Origin of the sequence: Roseovarius salincola, assembly GCF_026891095.1 — a bacterium.
Taxonomy (GTDB): Bacteria; Pseudomonadota; Alphaproteobacteria; order Rhodobacterales; family Rhodobacteraceae; genus Roseovarius; species Roseovarius salincola.
The window spans coordinates 145,373-170,298 of sequence record NZ_JAPTNL010000003.1 but is presented as its reverse complement, the minus strand read 5'-3'; the positions used below and the strand labels follow the sequence as shown (position 1 = coordinate 170,298).

The 24,926-nt window shown below is 65.1% G+C and carries 22 protein-coding genes and 1 pseudogene; 6 read left to right on the top strand and 17 right to left on the bottom strand.

What is annotated here, in order from left to right; all coding sequences use genetic code 11:
- Positions 1-54: 54 nt before the first annotated feature.
- On the top strand, positions 55-1,020 hold the full coding sequence (locus N5A93_RS05740; RefSeq protein ID WP_268954120.1) for an MBL fold metallo-hydrolase: 966 nt from the start codon (positions 55-57) through the stop codon (positions 1,018-1,020).
- A 67-nt stretch (positions 1,021-1,087) separates the two neighbouring features.
- On the opposite strand, the gene N5A93_RS05735 is transcribed toward N5A93_RS05740, so the two are convergent.
- The 7 genes from N5A93_RS05735 to N5A93_RS05705 form a co-directional block, all read right to left on the bottom strand.
- Positions 1,088-1,948: a DUF2189 domain-containing protein gene (locus N5A93_RS05735; RefSeq protein WP_268954119.1), complete on the bottom strand. Its 861-nt coding sequence runs from the start codon at positions 1,946-1,948 to the stop codon at positions 1,088-1,090.
- Between the two features lie 142 nt (positions 1,949-2,090).
- Positions 2,091-2,747: a DUF3726 domain-containing protein gene (locus N5A93_RS05730; RefSeq protein ID WP_268954118.1), complete on the bottom strand. Its 657-nt coding sequence runs from the start codon at positions 2,745-2,747 to the stop codon at positions 2,091-2,093.
- Positions 2,744-4,438, bottom strand: a complete 1,695-nt coding sequence (locus N5A93_RS05725; protein ID WP_268954117.1) for a hypothetical protein — start codon at positions 4,436-4,438, stop codon at positions 2,744-2,746. The genes N5A93_RS05730 and N5A93_RS05725 overlap by 4 nt, the downstream gene beginning before the upstream one ends.
- A gap of 79 nt (positions 4,439-4,517) precedes the next feature.
- Positions 4,518-6,077: a BCCT family transporter gene (locus tag N5A93_RS05720; protein WP_268954116.1), complete on the bottom strand. Its 1,560-nt coding sequence runs from the start codon at positions 6,075-6,077 to the stop codon at positions 4,518-4,520.
- A gap of 41 nt (positions 6,078-6,118) precedes the next feature.
- The gene (locus N5A93_RS05715; RefSeq protein WP_268954115.1) at positions 6,119-7,114 is read right to left on the bottom strand and encodes a membrane dipeptidase; all 996 of its coding nucleotides are present in this window, start codon (positions 7,112-7,114) and stop codon (positions 6,119-6,121) included.
- A gap of 5 nt (positions 7,115-7,119) precedes the next feature.
- Positions 7,120-8,571: an aldehyde dehydrogenase family protein gene (locus N5A93_RS05710; protein ID WP_268954114.1), complete on the bottom strand. Its 1,452-nt coding sequence runs from the start codon at positions 8,569-8,571 to the stop codon at positions 7,120-7,122.
- 110 nt (positions 8,572-8,681) lie between these two features.
- Positions 8,682-9,575 carry a LysR family transcriptional regulator gene (locus N5A93_RS05705; RefSeq protein WP_268954113.1) on the bottom strand — a complete coding sequence of 298 codons (894 nt, stop codon included), beginning with the start codon at positions 9,573-9,575 and terminating at the stop codon, positions 8,682-8,684.
- Between the two features lie 144 nt (positions 9,576-9,719).
- On the opposite strand from N5A93_RS05705, the gene idi reads away from it, so the two are divergent.
- Entirely contained in the window at positions 9,720-10,271 is a 552-nt protein-coding gene (gene idi, locus N5A93_RS05700) for an isopentenyl-diphosphate Delta-isomerase (RefSeq protein ID WP_268954112.1), read from the top strand.
- Between the two features lie 397 nt (positions 10,272-10,668).
- Here the strand turns inward: idi and N5A93_RS05695 are convergent, their stop codons facing one another.
- The 4 genes from N5A93_RS05695 to N5A93_RS05680 form a co-directional block, all read right to left on the bottom strand.
- Positions 10,669-12,267 carry a thiamine pyrophosphate-binding protein gene (locus N5A93_RS05695; protein WP_268954111.1) on the bottom strand — a complete coding sequence of 533 codons (1,599 nt, stop codon included), beginning with the start codon at positions 12,265-12,267 and terminating at the stop codon, positions 10,669-10,671.
- A 1-nt stretch (position 12,268) separates the two neighbouring features.
- The gene (locus N5A93_RS05690; RefSeq protein ID WP_268954110.1) at positions 12,269-13,777 is read right to left on the bottom strand and encodes a tripartite tricarboxylate transporter permease; all 1,509 of its coding nucleotides are present in this window, start codon (positions 13,775-13,777) and stop codon (positions 12,269-12,271) included.
- Entirely contained in the window at positions 13,774-14,265 is a 492-nt protein-coding gene (locus N5A93_RS05685) for a tripartite tricarboxylate transporter TctB family protein (RefSeq protein WP_268954109.1), read from the bottom strand. Before N5A93_RS05685 ends, N5A93_RS05690 begins: the two co-directional genes overlap by 4 nt.
- A 75-nt stretch (positions 14,266-14,340) precedes the next feature.
- A complete protein-coding gene (locus N5A93_RS05680) occupies positions 14,341-15,318 on the bottom strand; it encodes a Bug family tripartite tricarboxylate transporter substrate binding protein (RefSeq protein WP_268954108.1) in 978 nt (325 codons plus the stop codon).
- A gap of 168 nt (positions 15,319-15,486) precedes the next feature.
- On the opposite strand from N5A93_RS05680, the gene N5A93_RS05675 reads away from it, so the two are divergent.
- The 3 genes from N5A93_RS05675 to N5A93_RS05665 are packed head-to-tail and all read left to right on the top strand — an operon-like array spanning position 15,487 to position 18,301.
- A complete protein-coding gene (locus tag N5A93_RS05675) occupies positions 15,487-16,425 on the top strand; it encodes a LysR family transcriptional regulator (RefSeq protein ID WP_268954107.1) in 939 nt (312 codons plus the stop codon).
- Positions 16,422-17,165, top strand: coding sequence for a sulfite exporter TauE/SafE family protein (locus N5A93_RS05670; RefSeq protein ID WP_268954106.1), 744 nt, complete (start codon positions 16,422-16,424; stop codon positions 17,163-17,165). The genes N5A93_RS05675 and N5A93_RS05670 overlap by 4 nt, the downstream gene beginning before the upstream one ends.
- Positions 17,165-18,301, top strand: coding sequence for a mandelate racemase/muconate lactonizing enzyme family protein (locus N5A93_RS05665; RefSeq protein WP_268954105.1), 1,137 nt, complete (start codon positions 17,165-17,167; stop codon positions 18,299-18,301). Before N5A93_RS05670 ends, N5A93_RS05665 begins: the two co-directional genes overlap by 1 nt.
- A gap of 11 nt (positions 18,302-18,312) precedes the next feature.
- On the opposite strand, the gene N5A93_RS05660 is transcribed toward N5A93_RS05665, so the two are convergent.
- From N5A93_RS05660 to N5A93_RS05635, 6 genes and pseudogenes are all read right to left on the bottom strand, one after another.
- Positions 18,313-18,981, bottom strand: a complete 669-nt coding sequence (locus tag N5A93_RS05660; RefSeq protein WP_268954104.1) for a fumarate hydratase C-terminal domain-containing protein — start codon at positions 18,979-18,981, stop codon at positions 18,313-18,315.
- A gap of 84 nt (positions 18,982-19,065) precedes the next feature.
- Complete coding sequence (locus N5A93_RS05655; RefSeq protein WP_268954103.1) at positions 19,066-20,025, bottom strand: fumarate hydratase; 960 nt, start codon at positions 20,023-20,025, stop codon at positions 19,066-19,068.
- Positions 20,022-21,795 (bottom strand): annotated as a pseudogene (locus N5A93_RS05650) (L-aspartate oxidase). Before N5A93_RS05650 ends, N5A93_RS05655 begins: the two are co-directional and overlap by 4 nt.
- Positions 21,796-21,798: 3 nt before the next feature.
- Positions 21,799-22,140, bottom strand: a complete 342-nt coding sequence (sdhC, locus tag N5A93_RS05645; RefSeq protein ID WP_268954102.1) for a succinate dehydrogenase, cytochrome b556 subunit — start codon at positions 22,138-22,140, stop codon at positions 21,799-21,801.
- Complete coding sequence (locus N5A93_RS05640) at positions 22,137-22,469, bottom strand: succinate dehydrogenase (RefSeq protein WP_268954101.1); 333 nt, start codon at positions 22,467-22,469, stop codon at positions 22,137-22,139. The genes sdhC and N5A93_RS05640 overlap by 4 nt, the downstream gene beginning before the upstream one ends.
- Positions 22,462-23,196 (bottom strand): succinate dehydrogenase/fumarate reductase iron-sulfur subunit, encoded by a 735-nt coding sequence (locus N5A93_RS05635; protein WP_268954100.1) that lies wholly within the window; start codon positions 23,194-23,196, stop codon positions 22,462-22,464. The genes N5A93_RS05640 and N5A93_RS05635 overlap by 8 nt, the downstream gene beginning before the upstream one ends.
- Before the next feature lie 296 nt (positions 23,197-23,492).
- On the opposite strand from N5A93_RS05635, the gene N5A93_RS05630 reads away from it, so the two are divergent.
- Positions 23,493-24,917, top strand: a complete 1,425-nt coding sequence (locus N5A93_RS05630) for a serine/threonine protein kinase (protein ID WP_268954099.1) — start codon at positions 23,493-23,495, stop codon at positions 24,915-24,917.
- The last annotated feature ends 9 nt before the right edge of the window (positions 24,918-24,926 follow it).

Sequence of the window (24,926 nt, the reverse complement as noted above, 5' to 3'; positions counted from 1 at the left end):
TTGCGTAAATACGAGCGGGCATTATCCTTGGGCCGGAATCAAGGGAGGTTTTTCATGACGTTGCTCAAACCCACGCGCCGCGATCTTCTGAAAATGGCCGCGGCAGCGCCCGCATTCGCGATGCCCGCCGCCGTGCGCGCCGAGCTGGGCGCGCCGGAGGGCGCCAACCCGGCGCATTTCCGCTTTTCGGTGGGGGATGCGCGCATCACCATCGTCTCGGACGGGTATTTCCGCCTGCCCACGGACGGTCTGGGCGTGAATGCCGACCCCGAGGAGGTGCAGGCGTTCCTCAAGCGCCATTTCCTGTCGCCCGATCTGGGCTATTCGCACACCAATCACCTGTTCGTCGAAATCGGCGATGCAAAGGTGCTGGTCGATGTCGGCTCGGGCAACCGGTTCATGGAAAACACCGGCAAGCTGATGGACAACCTGGAGGCGGCGGGCATCGACCCTTACGGGATCACCCATGTGGTCATCACCCATGCGCATCCCGATCATATCTGGGGCATCCGCGACGGGTTCGACGAGGCGATCATCCCGGACGCGCAATACCTGATGGGCGAGGCCGAGCATGATTACTGGATGCAGGACGGTCTGGTCGATCGCGTGCCCGCCGAGGATCAGCAATTCGTGCTGGGGGCTGTCAACTCGATCGGGGTGGATGGTGCGGAATGGACCCTGGTGCAGGACGGGCACGAGGTTGTGCCGGGACTGACCATGTTCGACACGCCGGGCCACACGCCGGGACATATGAGCCTGCGGGTGGATAGCGGGGACCAATCGCTGATCGCGCTGGGCGATGCGATGACCCACGCCTATACGAACTTCGCGCATCCCGAGTGGTACAACAACTTCGACAATGAAGGTGAGCAGACGGTGGCGACGCGCAAGCGCCTACTGGACATGGCCGCCGAGGACCGGATCGCGATTCTGGGCTATCATTTCCCATTCCCCGGCGTCGGCCATGTGCAGCGCGACGGCGATATCCATCGCTTCGTGCCCGCGCTTTGGCAGTTCTGACGGCATGACAAGGCGAAGGCGCGCCGGTCTGATCCGGCGCGCGCCCTTGTCCGGCCTGCGGCCAGAGTCAGCTGCGCGGCACGGCGGCGCGGTAGATATGCCAGGTGGCGTGGCCAAGGATCGGTAACACCACGATCAGCCCCAGGAAGAACGGCAGCGTTCCCAGCAGCATCCCCAGCGCGACCACGAGGCCCCAGCCCGCCACGGTGAACGGGTTCCTGCGCGCCACCCTGACCGAGGTGGTCACGGCCACGGGCAGGCCCACATGCCGGTCGATCAGCATCGGCAGGGCCGTGAGGCTGATCACCAGCACGATGGCGGCAAAGACAAAGCCCACCCCCATGCCGAGCGCGATCATCGTCCAGCCCGCCTGCGTGGTGAAGACCTGTGCGGCGAAGGCTGTCACGCTGGCGGGCGCGTCGGGGCCGAGGGTCCAGGCGTGAATCTGCATCGCCGCAGCCATCCAGAGCGCGAACAGCGCCAGAAGATAGAAGGTCATCACCAGGACGGGGCCGATATTATGCGCCCTGAGCACAGAAAGCGCCGCGCCCCAGCCGACATCGTCGCGTTCCTCACCCTGGCGGCTCATCTCGTAAAGGCCGATGGCGGCGATGGGGCCAAGCAGCAGGAAGCCTGCGCCAAGCGGGAACAGCATCGGCAAGAGCGCCCCCTGATAGGCCAGCGCCGCAAGGCAGAGGCCGATGATCGGGTAGAGCAGCACCACGAACATCACGTCGCTGCGAAAGCGGATGAAATCGCGATACCCCTTGCGCAGGGCGATCCCGAGGTCGCGCGGCGTGATCGCGTTGATTTCGGGCGGTTCGGTGACTTCGCTGCCAAGGGCGGCGGTGGCGTCGCGCGCGGCATGTCCCATATGCGAGACGCCCTGCGCGGCCCAGGTGAATGGATTTCCGATTGTCTTGACCATGTTGCCCTCCAATTCTGCTCATTCGGGCGCGATATGCGCGCCGCGCGATCTGGGCGGGACTCGGGTAGCGGCGGGAGACCCGCGCGGGATACAGGTTAACATGATCAGGGATTTTTTGGGGTCACGATTTCGGGACCGGGGGTCAGTCGTTGTCGGTCAGCCCCGCGCCCGCGCCCGAGAGGCGGCTTTCGGGGGTTTCGGGTGCATAGGTGCGGCGCGCGAACGCGTCGAGCCGGGCCGCCGTTTCGCGGGGGATGTCGGCGCGGCTTTGTGCCGGGCGGGGCGTCGCGGTGTCCGATGGGGTGGCGCTCTGGATCGTGACGCACTCCGCGATGGCGACGCCAAGCGCCGTCTCGGCGCCGGGATCGGGCCGCGCGGCCGGGCCGCAGGTCACGGTGACGCCATCCCAGCTGACGGTGATGTCGCGCCCGGAGAGATGCGCGGCGGCGTCAAGATAGGGCAGCAGCAGCATCGGCGAGGCCGTGCGCCCCAGGGTGAGCGCGTCGCCCCGCGCCAGCCGTTCGGCGTGATCCGAGAGTGCCGCGCCGGAAATCAGCGGGCAGAGCGTGCCGCCGCGCGCGATCCAGGTGCCTTCGTGTTCCTCGTGGGGGCAAAGCGTTTCGTAATCGCGCCCGTCATTGCGCGTCAGCAGATCGGCCAGAACCTGCGGCCCCGGCAGACCTGCGGCGGCCAGCCAGCGGGCGGCCTTGCCGGCCTCTTCGGCGAGGCCCCAGCTGAGCCCCGCGCCGCGCGCCGCCTTGCGCGAAAGCGTCTCGATTTCGTTGAGCGACCAGGTCATGAGGCCGCCCCGCTGAGGAAGGGATAGGCCCAGTCATCGCCCGAGCGCAGGCCCAGTTCATGCGGGAAGGGGGCGTGTTGATACATGTTGATGCGCACCCAGCGATCGGAGCGGGGGTCGAAATGGCTGGCCCCGAAAAAGCTGAGCTTCATGCGCAGCATGTCTATGGGCAGCAGCGATGCGTCGATGGTGTTGTCGCGGATCTCGGCATAGGGCAGGCGCGCGGCGATCTGGGCGCGACGCAGGACGTGGCGGTGTTCGGGATGACGCATGAGGAACCCGGCGACGGTGGTTTCGCGCGTGGCGGCCAGGTCGGCGTGCATCCGCGCCGCGTCGCGCCCCGGACAGAGCGGCTGTTCATAGGGTTCGAGCGGCTCGTCGGCGCGTTCGCCCAGGCGCGGCTCCAGCTTTTCCTCGGAGACATACCAGACCCGCGCCTGCGCGGCGGGTTCGCTCCAGTCGGTGGCGAGCGCCCAGCCGTAGATCCGCTCGACCAGGTCGCGCAGGCGCGCGACCGACATCGCCCCGTCGATGCGCCATGTGGCGGCTTCATCCGCCGCCATGCAGGTGGCCAACCCGTCGACGAGATGCGGGTAGGGTTCAAGGAGAAGCGAGGCCAGCAGTTCCTGCCCCTCGAGCGACAGCACGGTTTCGCCCCAGAGCCAGAGCCTGTTCCAGGGGTGGTCGGTGCAGAGATCGGCGCGGTCGAGATGCGCCAGTAGCGCCCGCATGTCCGCGCCGAGCGCATCGAGCTTGGCGATCTGCGCGGGGTGATCGGAATGCCATTCGGCAACATGCGCGGCGGCGCGGCGCGCGAAGCTGCGCAGGCTTGCGGCCTCGGTGGTGCTGGCGGAGGGCAGCGAGCGGATGCGCGACAGCGCCTCTTCGCGCGCGCCGATCCAGTTGTTGAGAAGGGCCGGGTGCGTGACGAGAAAAGGCGCCATCCCGAGGCCGGTGGAATTGCCGATGCCGAAGCGGCGGCGCAGGTCGGGATCAAGCGCCGTGGCGGTGTCAGGCGCGCGCATCAAAGCCATGTGTTCGACAAGGTCCATGACGAAGGCGCGGGTGAGGTAGACCGAAAGCATCTCGATCTGGAAAGGGGGCTGGAATTCGGGGCGCCCGGCGGTCATCTCACGATCCGCCGCGCCGAATTTGCCCGAGCCGTAAACGGCGGTGGTGCGCATGAGATAGCCCACCTCTTCGACGGTGGCGCGGTCGGGTTGCCGCCCCGCGGCGAGACGTTCCACCACATGATCCCAGAGCCGCACCGAGCGGTTGGCGCGGCTGAGCGACAGTTCGCTTTCGGTGATGCGCCCGGCTTCCTGTTTGGGGACATTCTGCTCCAGGCGGTCGAGATCCGCATCGGTCGGCACACCGTCGAACAGCGTGAATGTGGCGTCCCAGGCGGTGGCGATCACCCGGTCGGAGCGTTGATCAGCGGGCAGGTCATTGGCGAAGGCCACCAGCGAATAGCTGTGATCGGGGCCGTGGGCGGTATAGACCGCGCGCCCGGTGCCCGCCGCGTCGATGTCGAAGACGGGGCGTTCAAAGCGCCAGGCTTCGGATTCCATGCGGCGCAGAAGGATGCGCATGAAGCTGAGCCGGGATTGATGGAACGATCCGAGCCGCGAGAGGCGCATCACGTGATCGGGATCGCGGGGCGGCACCGTCATGCCCTGATGTTGTTCCATGCGGTTTCCTCCCCTTTTTTGTGATCCCATTTTGAAGCATATAGGGCGGCCCGCGAAAGGGCCGCCCTGTTTTTCCATGTCAGTTTCCGGCCTCGCGGCCCTTGGCGAGGGTGATGCGCAGCGCATCCCAGAGCGAGGGCAGCAGCACCAGCGAGACCGGCACGGCGGTCACGACGATGAAGCTTTGCAGTTTGCCCACGCCGCCCGAGCCCGTGTAGATCAGGATCAGCGCCATCACGCCCATCGCCGCGCCCCAGAACAGGCGCACGGGCAGGGCGGGTTTGTCCTCGTTCGACATGGCGACCGAGATCACATAGGTCATCGAATCCCCGGTGGTGGCGACGAAGACCGTCGTCAGGATCAGGAACAGGACCGACACGAGGAAGCCCATCGGCAATTGCTGGGTGATGGCCAGCAGGGCGGCGGGCAGGTTGAAGCCCTCGAATGCGGTCGAGACCGAGCCGGGATTGGACAGCTCCTGGGCGATGCCGGTGCCGCCGACGATGGTGAACCAGAAGGCGGTGACGATGGGTGCTACGATCGAGAGCATGATGATGATCGAGCGGATCGAGCGCCCGCGCGACACGCGCGCGATGAACATCGCCATCAGCGGCCCGTAGCCGAGGAACCAGCCCCAGAAGAACACCGTCCACCAGCCAAGCCAGCCCGGATCGCCGAAGAGCCTCGCTTCGCCGCGATAAAGCGCCATGCCGAAGAAATCGCCCAGATAGGTGGTGAAACCGCCGAAGAAGCCCTTGATGATGAACATGGTCGGCCCGGCGACCAGCATGAACAGCAGCAACAGCCCGGCCAGGATGACATTGAAACGGCTGAGGATCTGGATGCCCTTGGACAGGCCGGTCATCGCCGAGATCGTGTAAAGCGACACCAGTGCGAGGATCACCACCATCTGCGTGCCGAACGCATCGGGAATGCCAAAAAGCGCGCCCAGCCCGTAGCTGACCTGAAGCCCGAGAAAGCCGATCGGCCCCACGGTGCCCGCCACCACGGCGATGATGCAGGAGGCATCGGCGATGAGGCCGATGGGGCCATTGATCGCGCGATCGCCGAAGACCGGGTAAAGCAGCGTGCGCGGCGAGAGCGGCAGGCCCTTTTCATAGTGGTAATGCATCAGCATCACCGTGGTCAGCGCCCCAAGGATCGCCCAGGCAAGGAAGCCCCAATGCATGAAGCTTTGCGCGAGCGCGGGATTGACCGCCTCTTGGGTTGGGCCGTCGCCGCCGAAATAGGGCGGGTTATAGAGAAAATGCGCCATCGGCTCGCCCGCGGCCCAGAACACGCCGCCCCCGGCCAGCAATGTGCACATGATCATCGCGCCCCACTGGAAAAGCGGGAATTCGGGCGTGTCGCGCCCGCCCATGATGGCCTTGCTGCCCGGCAGCACCACCAGCACGAGCCCCATCAGGAAGGTGCCCAGCAGCAGCAACTGCCAGTAGAGGCCGAAATACCTGGCCGAAAAGGCGAAACTGGAATCGACCATCGACGAGAGCACGTCGAGGTCATAAAGCGCGATCAGGCAGAACAGCGCGATGAAGCCGCCGGTCACGGCGAAAAGCGGCTTGTTGATATGGTGCAGGCCGTTTTGGCGGCTGGCGTCGGTTGGGGTGATTTCGGACATTCTTTCCTCCCTGCGAATGACCGTGGTGGGCGCGTTGGCCCTTACGAGTCCGGCGTTGGTTTTGCCGGGATGAAGTTCTTTTCGAAGAAGCGGCGCCAGTTGCCGCCCATGAGGCCCGCGACCTCGGAGTCGCTGAAGCCCACCTTGCGCAACCCGCTTTCGATGTTCCCGAAGTCGCGGTTGTCGCGGAACCATTCGGGCTGGGGCGGGAAGCCGGGCGCGCTGGCCGAGCCTTCGCCATAGTCGATTTCCTTGCTCCAGCGGCCCACGCGCATCCATTCGACGATGCTGTCGGGCTGGTCCTGGCAAAGATCGCTGCCGATGCCGAAATGCTCGGCGCTGAAGCGTTCGGCGGCGGTGGCGACCATGGTGCAGAAATCATCCACCGTGCAGTCGGATTTGCCGCGCAGGTGGTGGGGATAGAGCGAAAACCCCATCATCCCGCCGTTCTCGACCACGGCGCGCACCACGTCGTCGCGCTTGTTGCGCAGGGCGGGCTGCCATGAATGCAGGTTGGCATGGGTGATGGTGATGGGGCGCTCGGAGATCTCGGCGGCCTCGATGGTGGAGCGGTCGGCGGAATGGCTCATGTCCACCACCAGCCCGACGCGGTTCATTTCCTTGATGACCTGGCGGCCCATGCGGGTGATGCCGGGGTCTTCGGCCTCGTAGCAGCCCGTCGCCAGCAGCGACTGGTTGTTGTAGCTGAGCTGCATGAAGCGCAGGCCCAGCTTGTGCAGCACCTCGACGAGGCCGATATCGTCCTCGATGGGCGAGGGGTTCTGCGCGCCAAAGAAGATCGCGGTGCGCCCGGTGGCGCGGGCCTTGTCGATATCGCCCGCCCATTCGCCGTGAAAGATCAGATCGGGGTATTGTTCGAACCAGCGGTTCCAGCGTTCGATATTGAGAACGGTTTCGCGGAAGGTCTCGTGATAGGCGATGGTGACATGCACCGCGTCCACGGCGCCCTCGCGCATCTGGCGGAAGATCTTTTCGGACCAGTTGGCATATTGCAGGCAGTCTATACGGCAGGTCATGCGATTTACTCCGGGGTTCCGGCGGCGATGTAGGATGTCTTGACGCTGGTGTAGAATTCGCGCGCATAGGTGCCTTGTTCGCGCGGGCCATAGGAGCTGAGGCCGCGCCCGCCGAATGGGACGTGGTAATCGGTGCCCGCGGTGGGCAGGTTGACGGTGACGACGCCGGTCTGCGCCTTGCGACGGAAATCGGTGGCGCGGGCCAGGTTGCGGGTGACGATGCCCGAGACCAGCCCGAAATCGGTGTCGTTGACCGTGGCGAGGGCTTCGTCATAGGAGCCGACCCTGATCACGCAGGCGAGGGGCGCGAACATTTCCTCGCGGTTGATGCGCATCTGGTTGGTGGTGTTGAGGAACACGCCCGGCGACATGAAATAGCCCTCGGTCTCCAGCGTGAGGCGCGCGCCGCCGCAGGCCAGTTCGGCGCCTTCGGATTTGCCCAGCTCGACATAGGCGAGGTTCTCGGCCAGTTGCTGTTCGCTGACCACCGGACCCATCTGGGTGCCTTCGGCGAGCGCGTGGCCGACCTTCATCGCCTCTGCGCCCGCCACCAGCTTGTCGACGAAGGCGTCGTGGATGGCGTCATGCACGATCAGGCGCGAGGAGGCGGTGCATTTCTGCCCGCTGCCCCCGAAGGCGCCGCCAAGCGCCAGCGTCACGGCAAGATCGAGATCGGCGTCATCCATCACCGCCAGCGCGTTCTTGGAGCCCATCTCCATCTGCACGCGGGTCAGGTTCCGGATCGCGGCGGCGGCGATGCCCTTGCCCACGGGCACCGAGCCGGTGAAGGAGATCGCATCGACCTTGGGGCTTTCCACGAGGCGCTGCCCTACGTCGCGCCCGGCGCCCATGACCAGTTGAAAGAGACCCCTGGGGATGTCCTGACGGGTGATGATCTCGGTCAGGGCATGGGCCGATGCGGGCGTGAGGTTGGCGGGTTTCCAGATCACCGCGTTGCCGAAGGCCAGCGCGGGGGCGATTTTCCAGCTGGCGGTGGCGGTGGGAAAGTTCCATGGGCTGATCACGGCGACGGTGCCGACGGGGTCGCGTCGGATGTCCACTTCGATGCCGGGGCGCACGCTGTCGGCGTTTTCGCCCAGCTGGCGCAGGACTTCATGGGCGTAATAGGTGAAGAACTGTCCGGCGCGGTAAACCTCGCCCTTGCCTTCGGCAAGGGGTTTGCCCTCTTCGCGGCTCAGAAGCGTGCCCAGTTCCTCGGCGCGGGCCATCATCTCGGTGCCGATCGCCATCAGCACCGCCTGTTTGCGCTCGAGCCCGCAGGCGGCCCATTCGGCCTGTGCGGCGCTGGCGGCGTCGAGCGCAGTGTCGAGCTGCTCGGGCGTGGCCTGCGTGAAACGGCCGACAAAGTCGCCCAGATCCGAGGGGTTGCGGTTTTCGATCTCGCTGCCGCCGGCGATCCATTCGCCCGCGATGTGATTGAGTTTCGTCTCGGTCATGGTCCGCCCTTGTCCTGAGTCGTGCATTCATCTTGATGCGCGACAGAAGGGCACGTCATGGGATTTCAGGCAAACGCAAAGAATTGAAAGTAAATTCAGTCTACCTGAATTCAAGGCAGGGGCAGTGCGGAGGGGCCAGGCAGATCTGCGCCCTTTATGGCGCGGGCCAGCGCCTTGACGGCGGGGGTCATGAGATCGTCAGGCGGCGTCAGCATCCAGACCTCGCGCCGCGCGCTGCTGTCGAGGAGGGGCAGAAAGACAAGCCCGCCTTCGCTTTGCTGCAAGGCGAGTTCGGGCAGGAGCGTCACCCCGGCCCCCGCGCGCACCATGCTGAGAAGCGAGGCGGTATTGGCCACATGCAGGCGCGCGGCCTCGAGAATCGGGGCGACGCTTTCGTCGGTGATATGCTGGCAGAGTCCGTTGGTGATGAAATCGGCCCCGTCCATGTCGGCCCAGGTGAGGTGCGCCCAGTTCGCGACCAGTGGGTGACCGGCGGGGCAGACCACGCCGAAACGGTCGGTAAAGATCAGGCTGCGTTCGAATCCGGGCAGTGGCCCCAGCGTGGCAAGCCCGATATCGGCGCGCCCGGCGCTCAGTTCGTCCTGCACCGAGGCGGAGTCGGCATCGCGCATGTCGATATGCACGCCGGGATGGGCGGCCATGTAGGCGCGCAGGATGGGGGGCATGATGACCTGCCCGACTGACGGCGTGACCGCCAGCCGGACATGCCCTGCCTCGGCGCGAGAGATGCCCTCGATGGCGGCGATGGTGCGGTCGAAATGGGCCAGTTCGCGGCGGGCCTCGGAAAAGATCAGCTCGCCCAGTGGCGTGAGGCGCGACTTGCGCGCGCTTTCAAAGAGCGGCGCGCCGATATGGTCCTCGAACTGGCGCAGCATCATCGACACGGCCGACGGGGTGCGGCCCAGCACCTCGGCCGCGTCGGCAAGGCTGCCCTGTTCGGCGACGGTGCGAAAACAGCGCAGCATTTCGAGTTTGATGGCCAAATTCAGCAGTCCTTGATTCTATGAGGTAAACAATGCGTCATGCTGAACTTACGATGCAGCGTGGCGCGCGTCCAGCCCGTGGCGGGTGCTGGCCCCGGCGCGCATGGCCCGCTATAAGCGCGCGACCAAAGCCGAGAGAACGTGATGAGCGCGAATACCACAGCCCCACCCGAACCGCAGGAATGCGACGCGATCCCGGCCTGGGTCGACGGCGCGCTGATGCCGGTGGGCAAGCTCGAGACCCATCGCCGGGGGCTGCGCCACAAGGCGGTATCGGTCTTTGTCCTGCATGGGTCCGACCTGTTGATCCAGCGCCGCGCGCTGGGCAAGTATCATACGCCGGGTCTATGGGCGAATACCTGCTGCACGCATCCCCATTGGGGCGAGGCGGCGCAGGTTTGCGCGATGCGCCGCCTGGACGAGGAACTGGGCATCACAGGGCTGGAGCTGGATCACCGCGCGCAGGTGGAATACCGCGCCGATGTGGGCAGCGGGATGATCGAACATGAGCTGGTCGATATCTTCGTGGCGCGTGTGCCCGAGCGCGTCGCGCTTGCGCCGAACCCTGACGAGGTCATGGAAACCGAGTGGGTGGACCTTGCCGGATTGGCGGCGCGGACCCGTGACGAGCCGGGGCGCTTCACGCCCTGGCTGCGCATCTACCTGGAGGAACACGCCGCGCAGATCTTCGCCTGAGCGGCGCGTGATCCAGTGTTCTGCACCTCACGCAAGATACCCAACAGTAGCTTCGAGCCGATTGTATTGAAAAAGTCGGTGTGCTGCGAAGACGAAGCAAATCTGCAGAACATCCTTCCGTAAAAGCTGCGTCGGGCAAACACAGTTTACCGAAAGGTGAAATGAGGGAGCGCTGTTCCAAGATTTTGAGGCGAATTTCAGGTTACCGAGGTTTTCAACACAATCAGCCCTTCGCGGTCGTTCAGCATGCCGCGGGCTATCGCCAGCCCGGAGGGGCGGTCTGGCGATAGCCCGGCACCTTCGGTGCTATTCGGGCCGGGGGGTGAATTTCCCTCGCATACGCAAAGCTGCCCCTCGCCCATCCCTCATGTTGGAACCTGACGTCAGGTGCAGAAAACTAATGACCGGATGGCGCGGGCAGGCCGGTGATCTCGACATTGACGCAGGCGGGTTTGCCCGAGGCGAAGGCGCGTTCAAGCGCCGGGGCCAGATCCTCGGGCAGGGTGACGTATTCTCCATGCGCGCCCAGCCCGGCGGCGGCCAGATCGTAGCGCGCGCCGCTCAGATCACAGCCGATCAGCCGCTCGGCGCCGTAATTGCGTAGCTGGATCTGATGTTCGGCGTTCCAGCGCCGGTCATTGCCGATCACCACCACGAAGGGCAGGGATTCACGCATGGCGGTTTCGAATTCCGGCAGGTGAAAGCCCACGGTGCCGTCACCCATCATGGCGACGATCGTGGCCTGGGGCCGTGCGGCGCGGGCGCCCAGCGCATAGGGCAGGCCACCGCCGATGGCGCCCGAGGGGCCGTTGATGACGCGCGCGTCGGGGCGCAGGATGGCTTGCGCCCATTGGCCGAACTCGCCGCCATCGCAGATCGCCACCGTTTCGGCGGGCGAGCGGGCCGCAAGCGCGGCCTGCACTGCCATGCACAGGCCGGCGGATGTGATGTACCCGTCACCGTCCTCGGGCGGGCCGGAGAGGCGCTCTTCGATGAGGTCATCGACGCTGCGGCACCATTGGGCGCGCGCAGGCGAGGCGTTGTCATGGGCGGCAAGCGCCTCGGCAAAGGCGCGCGGGCAGGTCTCCACCGCGAGGTGCAGCCGCTCTTCGAGGTTGCGACCGGCACGGGCGATCTCGTCGGGATCGCTCTGCACGCAGATCCACCCCATCTCGCCCGCGCCGAAGCCGAGGGTGAAGTCGATCCGCTTGCCGAGGGTGACGATCAGGTCGCTGTCAGGCACCAGTTCACTGATATGCCCCAAAGCGGGGTCCTTGAGGCCGCGCGGGCTTTCCATGGCGACGACCGGCGCGCCGGTCCGCGCGCGCAGGCGCGCCGCGAGGCCGGGGGCACGGGTGGCGTTGAGCGCGGGGCCGAGGATGACAAGCGGGCGCTTGGCCTTGGCGAGGGCGGCGGCGACCTTGGCGATATCGTCCGGGGCGGCGGCCGCCTCCGGGAGGCGCGCGGCGGTGGCGGTGCCGTCGCCTGGAACCGGATCGTTCAGCACGTCGAAGGGCAGCGCCATGTGGACAGGGCCGGGCCGCCCGGCAGTGGCGGCATCGAGCGCGCGCGCCAGGTTGTCGGCCAGCGCATCGCCGCGCGTCGCGCGAAGGGACAGGCGGGTGAGCGCCGATGTCACGCCCAGCTGGTCCATCTCCTGGAAGGCGCCGCGCCGGTCCTGCGCCACCGGGCTGTCGCCCGAAAGAAGCAGCACCGGGGTTTCGGATTCCGACGCCGAGAACAGCGCGCCGCCGGTATTGGCCAGCCCGCCACCGGCAGTGACCAGCGCCACGCCGATCTGGCCGGTCAGCTGGGCATGAGCTTCGGCCATGAAGACGGCGGCGGCCTCGTGGCGGGTATGGACGATCCGCAGCCCGGCGTCGATGCAGGCATCGAAGACCGGCATGATCTGATTGCCCGAAAGTGCGAAGATCGTGTCGGTTCCGGCCTCGGCCAGTGCCCGGACGAGGATGTCTGCGCCGCGTGTCTGTGTCATGTCAGCCTTTCAAGCGGTTTGCGCCGATGCTCCTGGCCGCGCGGTAGCCCGCACGGATGATCGCCGCGACGGTGATGATGGTCACGGTCCAGAAGAACCATGTGATCGGGCCGCGGAACAGCACCATCCAGTCATTGCCGGACATCAGCATGGATTGGCGGAAATTGTCCTCGAGCAGCGGGCCGAGGATGAAGGCGATCAGGAAGGGCGCGGCGGGGATGTGATAGCGCATCATGAAAAAGCCGACCCAGCCCATGGCGAACATGACACCCACGTCGAAGATGTTGTTGTTCACGGCGAAGACGCCATAGATGCACAGCACCAGGACCGAGGGGATCAGCAGCCGCTTGGGAATGTCGGCGACGTATTTGAAACCCCGGATCGCGGCGGTGCCGATGAAGAACAGGAAGAACGAGCTGACGATCAGGCCGATGAACAGCCCGTAAATGATATCCACATTGAGGACGAACATCATCGGCCCCGGTTGCAGCCCGTGGATCATGAAGGCGCCGATGATGATGGCGGTGATCACATCGCCCGGCACACCGAGCGCCAGCAGCGGGATCAGCGTGGCCCCGGCGACGCCGTTATTGCCGGCTTCCGAGGCGGCGACGCCTTCGATCTCGCCCTTGCCGAAATTGGCCTTGTTCTTCGATTTGCGCCGCGCCTCGGAATAGCTGAGGAAGGCTGCGGGCGCCGCGCCGATGCCGGGGATCGAGCCGAGAAACACGCCGATCATGCTGCCGCGCACGATCGAGCGGAAGCTTTTGCGGTAATCGGCGAACGTGACCCATTTGTTGCCAAGCGAGCGGGTTTTGCCCAGATGGGCGGTCGGGTTCCAGGCCATCGCCAGGATCTCGGGGATGGCGAAAAGGCCGATCAGGACGGCGATGAAATTGAGTCCGCCCATCATGTCCGGGCTGCCGAAGGTGAAGCGGTTGGTGCCATAGACCAGATCGAGGCCGACCGTTGCAAGCATAAGGCCCAGCACCGCCGAAAGCGCGCCGCGCAGCAGGCTGTCGCCTGAGACGCCCGCGATGATGGTCAGTGAGAACAGGATCAGGGTGAAGAATTCGGGCGGGCCGAAATTGAGCGCGAAGGACGCGAGCCAGCCCGCGAACACGATCAGCGCCAGATTCGAGATGAGATCGGCCGTGCAGGACGCCCAGAGCGCCATGCCCAGCGCGCGCCCCGCCTCGCCCCGTTCGGCCATCGGATAGCCGTCGAGGATCGTCGCCGAAGAGGCCGGGGTGCCCGGTGTCTTGATCAGGATCGCGGGGATGGAGCCGCCGAAGATGCCGCCCTTGTAGACCCCCAGCAACAGAAGGATGCCGGTGATCGGCTGCATGGCGAAGGTGAAGGGCAGGGTCAGCGCCACGGCCATGGTGGCGGACATGCCCGGGATGGCGCCGCCGACCACGCCGATCGCCACCCCGACGCCAAGCGCCAGGAAGGCTTCGATATTGCCCACAAGTGTCAGGCCGGCAAGAAGGCTGTCGAAAAAGCTCATGGCAGTCTCACGAAATTGCCCTGCGGGATCGCCACGCCGGCGACATGGGCGAAAAAGGCATAAAGGACGAGCGGGATCACGATGGCGCAGATCACGGCAGCAACGGGATGGCGGGTGCGCACCGTGAAGGCGGTGGCGACGAAGGCCAGCATGCTGGTCCAGACCATGCCGACCCGGGGCAGAAGAAGCATGATCACGATCATGATGGCCGCCAGCCCCACAAGACGCAGCCATGCCGCACGGGGGTTCTCGGTGACATCGTTCAGCGGGACGCCGTCTTCATCGCTGAACCATCCGACGGCCAGCAGGCCAAGTCCCGCGAGCCCGGTCAACCCGGCCAGCACATAGGGCCAGAACAGTGGCGACAAGATGATGTTGCGCACGTTGGTGGGCGATGCCACCCAGCCCGGTATAGCCACGAAAATCAGGAACAGGGACGCGATGCAGGCCCCGATTCCCAATTGCAGTTGAACGCTCCTGTTGGTCACGCCGCTCCTCCCTGGCGAGATGACGCCGGACCGCTGACGGCCCGGCGTAAACTTGGCTTTGGTCGTGTCGGGGCGTCAACCCTCGACGCGCATCCCCAGTTCATCCACCAGCTTGCGGAAGGTGTTGTACTGGGTTTCGATGAAGTCGTCGGCCTCTTCGGGACTCATCAGTTCGATCACCGAGCCGCGCGAGGTCATCTTTTCGAGGAACTCCTCGTCCTTGGTGGCTGTCTCCATCCACGCGCCCCATTTTTCTGCCACGTCATCGGGCAGGTCTGCCGGGCCGGCGATGCCTGTCCAGCCAACAAGCTGTTCGAGCTGGGGTTTGCCGACATCGGCCGATGTGGGCGCGTCGAAACCGGGGACCGGTTCGGCGGTGGTGACGAGAATCGGGGTGAGCTGTTCGTTCGCCACGAAGCTGGCGAGCGCCGATGAGTTGGTGCAGATGAAGGTCGCGGTGCCATTCAGGACAGCCGTCGCCGCAGCGCCGCCGCCCTTGAGCGGGATATGCGCTGCCGCCTCGAGCGGATCCTCGATGCCGAAATCGCGCAGCACCATCGCCCCGGCCAGGTGCAGCAGCGAGCCGACACCGGAGGAACTGTAGCTGACGCCGCCCTCTTTGACCTTTTCGATCAGATCCTCCATCGATTCGATGCCCGAGGAGGGGTTCACGGCGCAGGCGACCGGGTTGATCTCGTAGACGGTGACGAAGCGGAAATCGTCAAGCGTGTAGGGCAGCGTGGCTTTCATCGCGGGGCCCACCGAGTGCGAGCCGACGCGGGCAAACAGCATCGTGTAGCCGTCGGGGTTGGCGTTTTGCACCGCGACCGAGCCGGTCGCGCCGCCCGCGCCGGTGACATTCGCCATCACCAGCGGCTTGCCGACCGCCGTGCCCAGCGGCTCGGCGATTGTGCGCGCGGAAATGTCCGTCGCACCGCCCGCGCCGTAGGGGATGATCATGTTGATGGGGCGTTCGGGATATTCCGCCAAAGCCGCGGTGGCCGTGAGCCCGGCCGCGAATGCGCCCATCGTGAAAATGGTCTTGAGTGTCATGTTGCTCCTCCCTGGATTCCTATGACCTGAACATATGGTAACATGAATTTCCATAGTCCTTGACTTCGTATATCTTTAAGGTGAGCTTAATAGAAGAAATAATATATTACAAGAAACGTTAGCATAGCTAACACTTCATGATGGTAAACGACAAGGGCGCGCGCATCCATGTCAATTCGAATGCTTCGCACTCTGATCGCGGTCGACGAGAACAAGACCTTCAGCGCCGCGGCGGATGCGGTGCATGTCACTCATGCGGCTGTGAGCCAGCAGATGCGCGCGCTGGAAGACGATTGGCAGGTCACGCTGTTCGACCGCTCGAAGCGCACCCCGGAACTGACCCCGACCGGGCGCGCCATCGTGGCGCGCGCCCGCGAGGTGGTGCGCGCCTATGATAATATCGTGCCCTCGGTCATCAGCGGCGAAAGCCTTGAGGGCGAGGTCATGCTGGGAGCGGTGCCAACCACGCTGATCGGACTGGCTCCTTTGGCGATTTCGCTGCTCAAGGCGGGATATCCCAAGCTGCATGTGCGGCTGTTCCCGGGCCTGACGGCGCATCTGGTCGCGCAGGTCGAGCGCGGCGCGATCGACGCGGCGCTGGTGTCGCGCCCGATGGTGGTGTCGCCCGATCTGCAATATCGCGAGATCGCCGAGGAGCCGTTGCGCCTGCTGGTGTCCGAAGACACCGAGAGCGACGATGCGCGCGCGCTGTTGTCGACGCGCCCCTTCATCCGTTTCAACCGCGACGCTGTGGTCGGACACCAGATCGAGTCCTGGCTGCAAAAGGAACGAATCCGGGTGCATGAATCCATGGAATTGGAAGGGTTGGAAGCGATTTCCAGCATGGTGCTTGCCAATCTGGGCGTGTCGATCGTGCCGGAAAGCTGCGTGCGGACCTGCAACCCGCTGCCCCTCAGGCGGCTGTCGCTGGGAGAGGGCGCCCCAACGCGGCATCTGGGGTTGATCTATCGGCGCGACAACCCGCGCAGCCGGGTGATGGAGGGCATGGAGGAGGCATTGCTGGAGGGTGTGCGGATCGGCGAGTTCAAACCGGGCGTCAGGGGCAACGCGAGGGCGAAAAGCGAAAGCGGGAGCGCGCAGGCATGACCACCGAGGAGATCGTCCTTGTGCTTGCCGGGGGCGCCGCCGGAGGCTTCATCAACGGTCTGGCGGGCTTTGGCACGGCGCTGTTCGCGCTGGGGTTCTTTCTCAACGTGATGCCGCCGCCGCAGGCCGTGGCCGTGGTGGTCGTTCTGTCTGTGCTGAGCGGGTTGCAGGGGCTCTGGGTCGTGCGTGGCGCGATCTGGGACCAGCCGCGCCGCCTGATGAGGTTCCTGCTGCCGGGGCTGTTGGGCATTCCGCTGGGCGTTATGGCGTTGTCGGTCATTGATGCGGGTACGCTGAAGCTGGTCATTGCGGGGTTCCTGCTGCTTTACGGCGGCTTCTTCGGGCTGCGCCGGTCGCTGCCGCGCTTTGAGCGGCCCACGCCGCTGGCCGATTCGGGTGTCGGGTTCCTGGGCGGTATCCTGGGCGGGGCGGCGGCGTTGTCGGGGGCCTTGCCGACCATGTGGTGTTCGATGCGCCCCTGGACCAAGGACGCCACCCGCGCGGTGTTGCAGCCGTTCACGGTTGCGGTGCTGGCGATCACCGCCGGGATGCTGTGGTTGCAGGGCGCCTACACGTCGCAGACGCTGATTTACCTGGCCGTGACGATCCCGGTGACGCTGCTTGCCGCGCAGATCGGTATCGCGGTGTTTCGCCGCCTGCCCGACGATCTGTTCCGGCGGCTGCTGATCGGCATGTGTTTCCTGTCGGGGTTCATTCTGATGATGAGGGAATTGCTATGATGATCGAACGGATCAACGTCGACGTGTTTCGTGCGCCGGTAACGCGGCCGGTGGCCACGTCATTCGGGGTGATGCGCGACCGCCCTGCGGTGTTCGTGCGGCTGGAGGACAGCGACGGTGCGTTCGGCTGGGGCGAGATTTTCGCCAACTGGCCCTCGGCAGGGGCCGAGCACCGCGCGAGACTGCTGATCGAGGATATGGCGGACCTGGTGCTGGGGCGCGGTGTCGGCGCGCCCGGTGAGCTTTGGGCCGAACTGACGCGGCAAACCCATGTGCGCGCGCTGCAATGCGGTGAATGGGGGCCGTTCCGGCAGGTGATCGCCGGGCTGGACACCGCCGCGCACGATCTGCTTGCCCGGCGCGCGGGCGTGCCGCTGGCGGCCATGCTGGCGCCGGGTGGCGCGGCAGAGGCGGTGCCGGTCTATGCCAGCGGGCTGCATGTGTCTGCGGCTGATGACAGTATCGCGGCGGCACGGGCGGCAGGTATTCGCGCCTTCAAGGTCAAGATCGGGTTCGACGCGGCGCGCGACCTGGCGGATCTGCGCATGCTTTGCGCCGATCTGCGCGCGGGCGAGCGGCTGATGGCGGATGCCAACCAGGCCTGGACGCTGAGCGAGGCGCTGGAATTCACCGAGGCGGCGGGCGATCTGGGCCTTTCCTGGCTGGAAGAACCCATCGGCGCGGATGCCCCGGCGCAGGACTGGCTCGCATTGGCGCAGGCCTCGAGGATCCCGCTGGCGGCGGGCGAGAACATCGTGGGGCATTCCGATTTCACCAGCGTCGTGCAGGGGCGCGCGGTGGCGGTGCTGCAGCCGGATGTGGCGAAATGGGGCGGCGTGAGCGGATGCCTCGGCGTGGCGCGTGAAGCGCTGGAGGCGGGGCTGAATTATTGCCCGCATTTCCTTGGCGGGGGGGTCGGCCTTGCGGCCTCGGCGCATCTGCTGGCGGCGGCGGGCGGGCCGGGGATGCTGGAGCTTGACGCCAATGACAACCCGCTGCGCGACGCCTTCTTTCCGGGCGGTCCCGCCGCAAACGGTGATTTCACCATCGCGACGCGGCCCGGTCTGGGGATCGAGACACTGCCCGAAGAGATCGCGCGTTACCGCACATTGTCACTGGAAAGCGCACATAGCTGAGCGCCAGCTGTTCAGCCGATCAGTTCGTCGTTGCGGTCATCGGTTTCGCCAAAGCGTTTGAGCACCGCCGGTCTGGTGCCTTCATAGACCCGCGACAGGTTCTCGGCGATGCGCGCATTCTCGCGCTCGAACAGGCAGTTGCCTTCCATGTCCGAGGCCACGATGAACGGACCCATCTTGTTGCACTTGATGACCCACATGGCCTGCGCGAGGCCCAGTTCCTCATTCCAGTGGACGGCCTCGACATTCTCGACCCCGCGCCCCAGAAGCGCGCCGGTGCCGTAGCCGACGGTCGACAGGTAAACGGCGCCGTTGGGCACGAAATATTCCTTGTAGTCCTTCGATGACATGCCGCCCTTGCCGATGATCAGCTTGGCGCCGGTCTTGGCGATCCATTCGGGCAGCCATTTGGCGAAGCGGAAAGAGGCGGTCGCGGTGACGGCGCCCATGTCGAAGCTGCCATCCTCGCGGATCACCGCGGCGGGCGAGCAGTGAAAATTCGCCGCACTTTCAGCGGGCAGTTCCATGGGAATATTTGCCTGCTGTTCCAGGGCGCGCATGTAGACGCCCTCGCGGGCGGTATACATCAGCCCGTCGAGATAGACGATATCGCCAAGGCGAAGCTGGGCGATCTCCTCGTCGGTGGGCGTGGTGCTGAGACGGATCTCACGCGGTTTCATTCTGTGGCCCTCCTGTGGTGTCGTCATGGATGATACCGGCCCGTGTCAGCGCGTCGATATCATTGGTGCCGGGCGCGTTTTCGGTCATTGCGCGGCCTGGGAGGCGGCGGGCGGCCATTCCACGGTTTCGCGGCGCTGATAGGGGGTGAACCAGTCGGGGTCGGTGCGGTATTCGACGCGCCCGTCGGGGAAGAGCCGCGCCACCGCGCGCCGGGAGCTCAGGCAGAAGGCGTGAACGCTCATCTGCATGCCGCCGGTATGGCAGTAGCCGACCTCGATATTGCAGTCGATCACCATGTTCTTGCCGACAAAACCCATCGCGCCCATGCCGATCGAGTTGCCCAGTTCCTTGAACTCGTCCTCAAGCTCGGCGATTTTCGGGTCGCTGTTGCGGCTGCCCACGGTGCGCAGCGTCGAGGCGCGCTTGCCCAGAACCATGCAGGTATCCTTGGAGCCCCCGAGCCCGATGCCGATGATCGCAGGCTGGCAGGCCAGGCCGCGCTTGCCGAAGGACACGAGCGTATCGAGGTAGAACCGCTTGATACCCTCGATCCCGTCCGAGGGGAACAGCATCCGGTAATCGGTCCCGAAAAGCCCGCCCTTGTGGACGGTGATGAGGTCGATCCAGTCGCCTTCGGGCTCGAACCCGTATTCGATCTCGGGGGCACCGATGCCGACATTGTTGTTGTGATCGGTGCGCCAGAGCGGATGCACCCGGTTGGGGCGCAGCGGCACGCCGTTGGTGGCGCGTGCGGTGGCGCGGCGCAGGGCTGTTTCCAGCGCCAGCATGCCGCCTTCGACATGGGCCTCGTTGCCCATCTTCACATACCAGCGCGGCACGCCGGTATCGCCGCACATGGCGCGGCGGTCTTCCTTGGCGGCGTCGTAGTTTTCCAGCATCGCCTGAAGCACGAAGGACGAGAGATCCCCATCCTCGGTCTCGGCGGCGGCCTTGAGCCCGTCGAGGTAATCTTGCGGGATCTCGATGGCGGCCTTGTCCATCAGGGTTTCGGCCGTTGTCTGGATCTGGTCGATGGGTATCATTGGGCTGCTACCAGTGTTTCGGGTTCGCCCTCGGGCAGGATGGTTTCGCCGGGGCGAACGATGGTGAATTGAACGGGCGCGCGCGTGACGCTGACGCCGTTCTCGGAGTCGCTGTCGCCGTCACGCCGGGCCACGGTGAAGTAGGAATTCTCCAGATCGCCTTCGTCCGGGAAATCCTCGCGGTAATGAGCGCCGCGCGAGTTTTCGCGCCACAGGGCCGCGCGGGCGATGACTTCTGATATATCACAAAGCGAGGCCAAATTCAGCCAGTCATGCCAGGTGAGGTTGAAGGCAAGGTTGTCGGCAGACACCCCGGTCTCCATCAACTCGGCGCGAATCGCGTCGACCTCGTCGATGCCGCGGCGCAGTTTGGATTCGGTGCGCATCACGCCGACATCCTCCCACATGGCCTCTTGCAGTTTCTGGCGCAGGGGCTGCACCAGGCCCGCCGGTTTCGAGAAGGGCCGCGTGGCGCGGTCGATTTCGGCCGCGAGCACCGCTTCGTCGGGGTCGCGCAGCGCGCCCATGGTGCGGATGTCGCTTCCCATCACGTCGCCCGCGATGCCGCCATAGACGGTGGAATTGGCCACGCCATTGCCGCCAAGGCGGTTCGAGCCATGCGCGCCGCCCGCGTCCTCGCCCGCCACGTAAAGCCCTTCGAGCGCCGTGCGGGTGTCGACATCGACCACCACGCCGCCCATGAAGTAATGCGCGGTGGGCACCACCTCGACGCGCCCGCCGGCAAGATCGAAACCGCAATCGGCGCAGCGCTTGACCATGCCCTTGAACTTCTCGGCCACGACATCCGCGCCCAGATGCCCCATCGAGATATAGACTCCGCCATTTTCGGAGGTGTTGTTCTTGCGCATCTCTTCATAGATGCAGCGGCTGACCACGTCGCGGGTCGCGCGTTCGCCCTTGCCGTCATAATCGAACATGAAGCGGTTGCCCGCCCCGTTCAGAAGATGCCCCCCGGCACCGCGCAAGCCCTCTTCCAGAACGGTGCCGGTCATCCGCGTGTGATCCCCGGCCAGAAGTCCGGTGGGATGGAACTGCACCATTTCCATATCCCGCAGCGGCAGGCCGACGCGCAGGGCCATCGCCAGCCCGTCCATCGTCTTGTCGCCCGAGGGGGTGTGATACTTGTACATGGTCGGGCCGCCGCCGGTGGCCATCAGCACCGTTTTGGCGCGCACGAGGCGGAAACGCCCGCTGCGCATGTCGATCATCAAGACACCCGCAAGCGCGCCGCCATCGGCTGTCGGGATGAGCCCGATGGCGCGGTGTTCCTGCAGTTTCTCGACCGGGCGCGCCAGCACCTGTTCCATCAGGCGGTTGATGATCTCGATCCCGGTCAGGTCGCCCTTGTGGACGGTGCGATCGGCGGTCTGCCCGGCAAAGGCCTTCTGGTGCAGGGTGCCGTCGGAATTGCGGTCAAAGAAGCAGCCGACCTCGTTCTCGAGTTCGCGGATGCGCACCACCGCCTGTTCGCAAAGCCGCCAGGCCATGTCCTGATCGGGCAGCCATTTGCCGCCCTTGACGGTATCCATGAAATGGCGCTCGACGGTGTCGCCGCCGCCCATCGCCACGTTATAGCCGCCCTGCACCATGCGGGTGCAGCCGCATTTGCCGATCAGCCCCTTCACCGCGATGGTGATGCGGGTGCCCTCGGGCGCGGATTGCTGGGCATGGAGCGCGGCGAAGAGGCCTGCCCCCCCCGGTGCCGAGGATCAGGATGTCGGTATCATGTCGGTCGATATCGTGGCGCATGGGTCAGATCGCCTTCAGAAAGAATGTGCCGGAAACGAAGAAGGCCAGCGCCAATGCGGCGGCGGCAGCGGATTTCTGGCCATGCGACCAGGGCAGCCATTCCAGCGCCAGAAGCCGCAAGCCGCCGAAGAAATGCACCGCCAGCAGGAAAACCAAGCCGAATTCGGCCAGTTTAACCCCCGGATTATCGGTGAAGGCCAGCATCGCATCAAGTTCATCGGGCGCGGTCAGGGCCTTGGAGAGCACCCAGAAATGCAGCGGCAGGAACAGCGCCAGCGCCAGCCCCGAAATGCGGTGAAGCAGATAGGCCAGCCAGAGCGGATGGGTGCGCGCGGGACGGATCATGGCACGGTCACGGCCCAGACGGCGCGTGCTCCCATTGCCAGAAGTCCGAGGCCCGTGGCCCATGTCAAAGCCGACAGCGCCGCGCCCTTGAGACCCGCCCATTCATGGGCGATCACGCGGATGCCGATCGCCGCATGGACGCAGACCGCCAGCACGAACAGCCCGTAAAACAGGAACCAGAAGACCGATCCTTGGGTGCGCCCGAGGATCTCGGCGCTGGTGAGGCCGCCCTGGATGGCATAGATCATCACCGCGATATGGCCCAGCACCAGCGGCGCCATGATCAGCGCCGTCAGGCGCTGCGCCATGTAGAGTCTGAAATCAAGCATCGCGCCGCCTCCGGAAAACGCGCCGCACGGTCTCACGCTTGAGCCCGGCAATGGCTGACATCGGATCGAGCTCGTTGGGACAATATTGCGTGCAACTGCCCATGGAGTGGCAGTTATGGCAGCCACCACTGCCCGAGACCGCATCGAGGATTGCGTCGACGCCGCCATCCCGCGTGTCATTGAGCAGCGTCCATGCGCGTTGCAGCGCGGCGGGGCCGAGGTAATCGGCATTGCCGGCAACGGTGTCGCAGGCCGCATAGCAGACCGCGCAGTTGATGCATTCGATCCCCGCATCCGCCGTTTGCCGCGCGCCTGAGCCCGCATCCACATGCGCGATCGGGTCATGGCGGGTGCCGGTGGGGTGATGCACGGCCTCGGCCTCGACCCATTTGTCGAAGAACGGGTCCATGTCGGCGGCGAGGTCCTTGATCACCGGCAGGTTGCGCAGAGGTTCGATGCGCAGGGTGTTGTCCTGCGTGACCTTCTGGACATGGGTGCGGCAGGTCCAGCGCGGGGTGCCGTTGACCATCATGGCGCAGCTGCCGCACATGCCGACACGGCAGGCATAGCGATAGGTCAGGGTCGGATCGGAGAACTGCTGAATCCAGCTGACCACGTCCAGTACCGTCTGGCTTTCGCGGGCGGGCACCTCGAAGGTTTCGAGCGCGCCGCCTTCGGCTGACCCACGCCAGACCGATACTTCAAGAACCTCCGCCTTGGTCGTCACGCGACATGCCTCCCGCTCATGAACTGCTGCTCAGGACGTTATAATGATGAATTTACCTAACGAAAAGGAATAAGTTCTTATGCTTGAAGTAAGCAAAGCTTACCATAAAGGCAGAGCCAAAACAGGCACATGGCCGCGATGGTGCGGCATCATGACGGGGCAAGCGGCGGGAATGCCGAGTCTTTGGCGGATAATGGCCACGTTCTGATCATAATTCGCCTGCAATCTTGACCTGTTTACGAGTGTGACCGTGGTTTTCTTGACGCTTCTCTGCTCACGGATGGAAATACCTCGCTGTGCAACACAATGCGATCTGCCAAGACGACAGCCTGACCGATGAACTGCCCGGCGGCGTGAAGCTGCTGCACGGTCAATATGAAATCGAACAGCAACTGGTCGGGGGCGGCTTCGGGCTGACCTATCTGGCGCGCGACAGTCTGGACCGGCGCGTCGTGATCAAGGAATGCTATCCCAGCGCCTTCTGCCTGCGCCGCGGCCGAGAGGTCCGGCCACGCAACGATAGCCAGCAGGCGCAATATGAAAGCGTGATCCGCAACTTCATCATGGAGGCGCGCCGCCTCGCGCGGCTGGATCATCCCGGCATCGTGCGGGTTCATCAGGTGTTCGAGGAGAACAACACCGCCTATATGGCGATGGACCTAGTCGAGGGGCTGGATCTGCTGACGATTCGTCAGGAGGATTCGTCGCGCCTGACCCGTGAGGTGCTGGAAAAGGCGCTGCGCGATACGCTGGACGCGCTGGGCTATGTGCATGGGTTCGACATGCTGCATCGCGACATTTCGCCCGACAACCTGCTGCTGGGCGAGGATGACAGCCTGACGCTGATCGATTTCGGGGCCGCGCGCGAGGGCTATTGCCAGAAGTCGCGCACGCTTTCGGCGGTTTTTTCGGTCAAGGACGGCTATTCGCCGCATGAATTCTACCTCAAGGACATGGCGCAGACCCCGTCGAGCGATCTCTATTCGGTGGCGGCGACATTCTATCACCTGATCACCGGATCGGCCCCGCCCGACAGCCAGAAACGTCTGGCGGCGATGGCGTCCGATTGCGCCGACCCTTATCAGCCGCTGGCGCTTGGTCCCTGGAACCTGCGCCACAACATGCTGGTGACGATCGACCGCGCACTTTCGGTGGCGCCGCGGGACCGCATCCAGTCGGTCGCGGAGTGGATCGAGCTGTTGGACTGCGAGGAATTGCTGCCGGTCGATGCCGTGCAGGAGGAAACCGGACAGGTACCCGCGGAGAGGGTCAAGGAACTTGATCCGGCGCTGTTCAGGGCGATCTCGTCGCTGGTGCGCGATACCAACAGCCACCTGTCGCCCGGTCCGCATGACCGCGCGCTGCGCGCCATGCATGTGCGCCATGGCGGTCAGGCCGATCCGGTTCCGGCCAAGCAGCCGGAAAAGGATGCGCGCCCCGACCAGCTATTCGACATTTTCGGACAGCCTGTCGACGATGTCGATGCATGGCTGAGGGAACAGGACCGCCTGACGCGGCAGGGCGCGGGCGAGGCGGATGAGCAGACAGGCGAGACATCCGCCAGCACAGGCGGCGTCGCTGCAAAACAGAAACGGGCGCCGCGTCAGACCTTGGCGGCAGGCTATGACGAGACACGCCCGAAATCGGTTCTGTCCCGGCTTGTGAGCGCTCTCTGGAAGGGACGGCGCAGGTCCGGTGACGAAGAAATGATCCGTAACTGAAAGGATCGG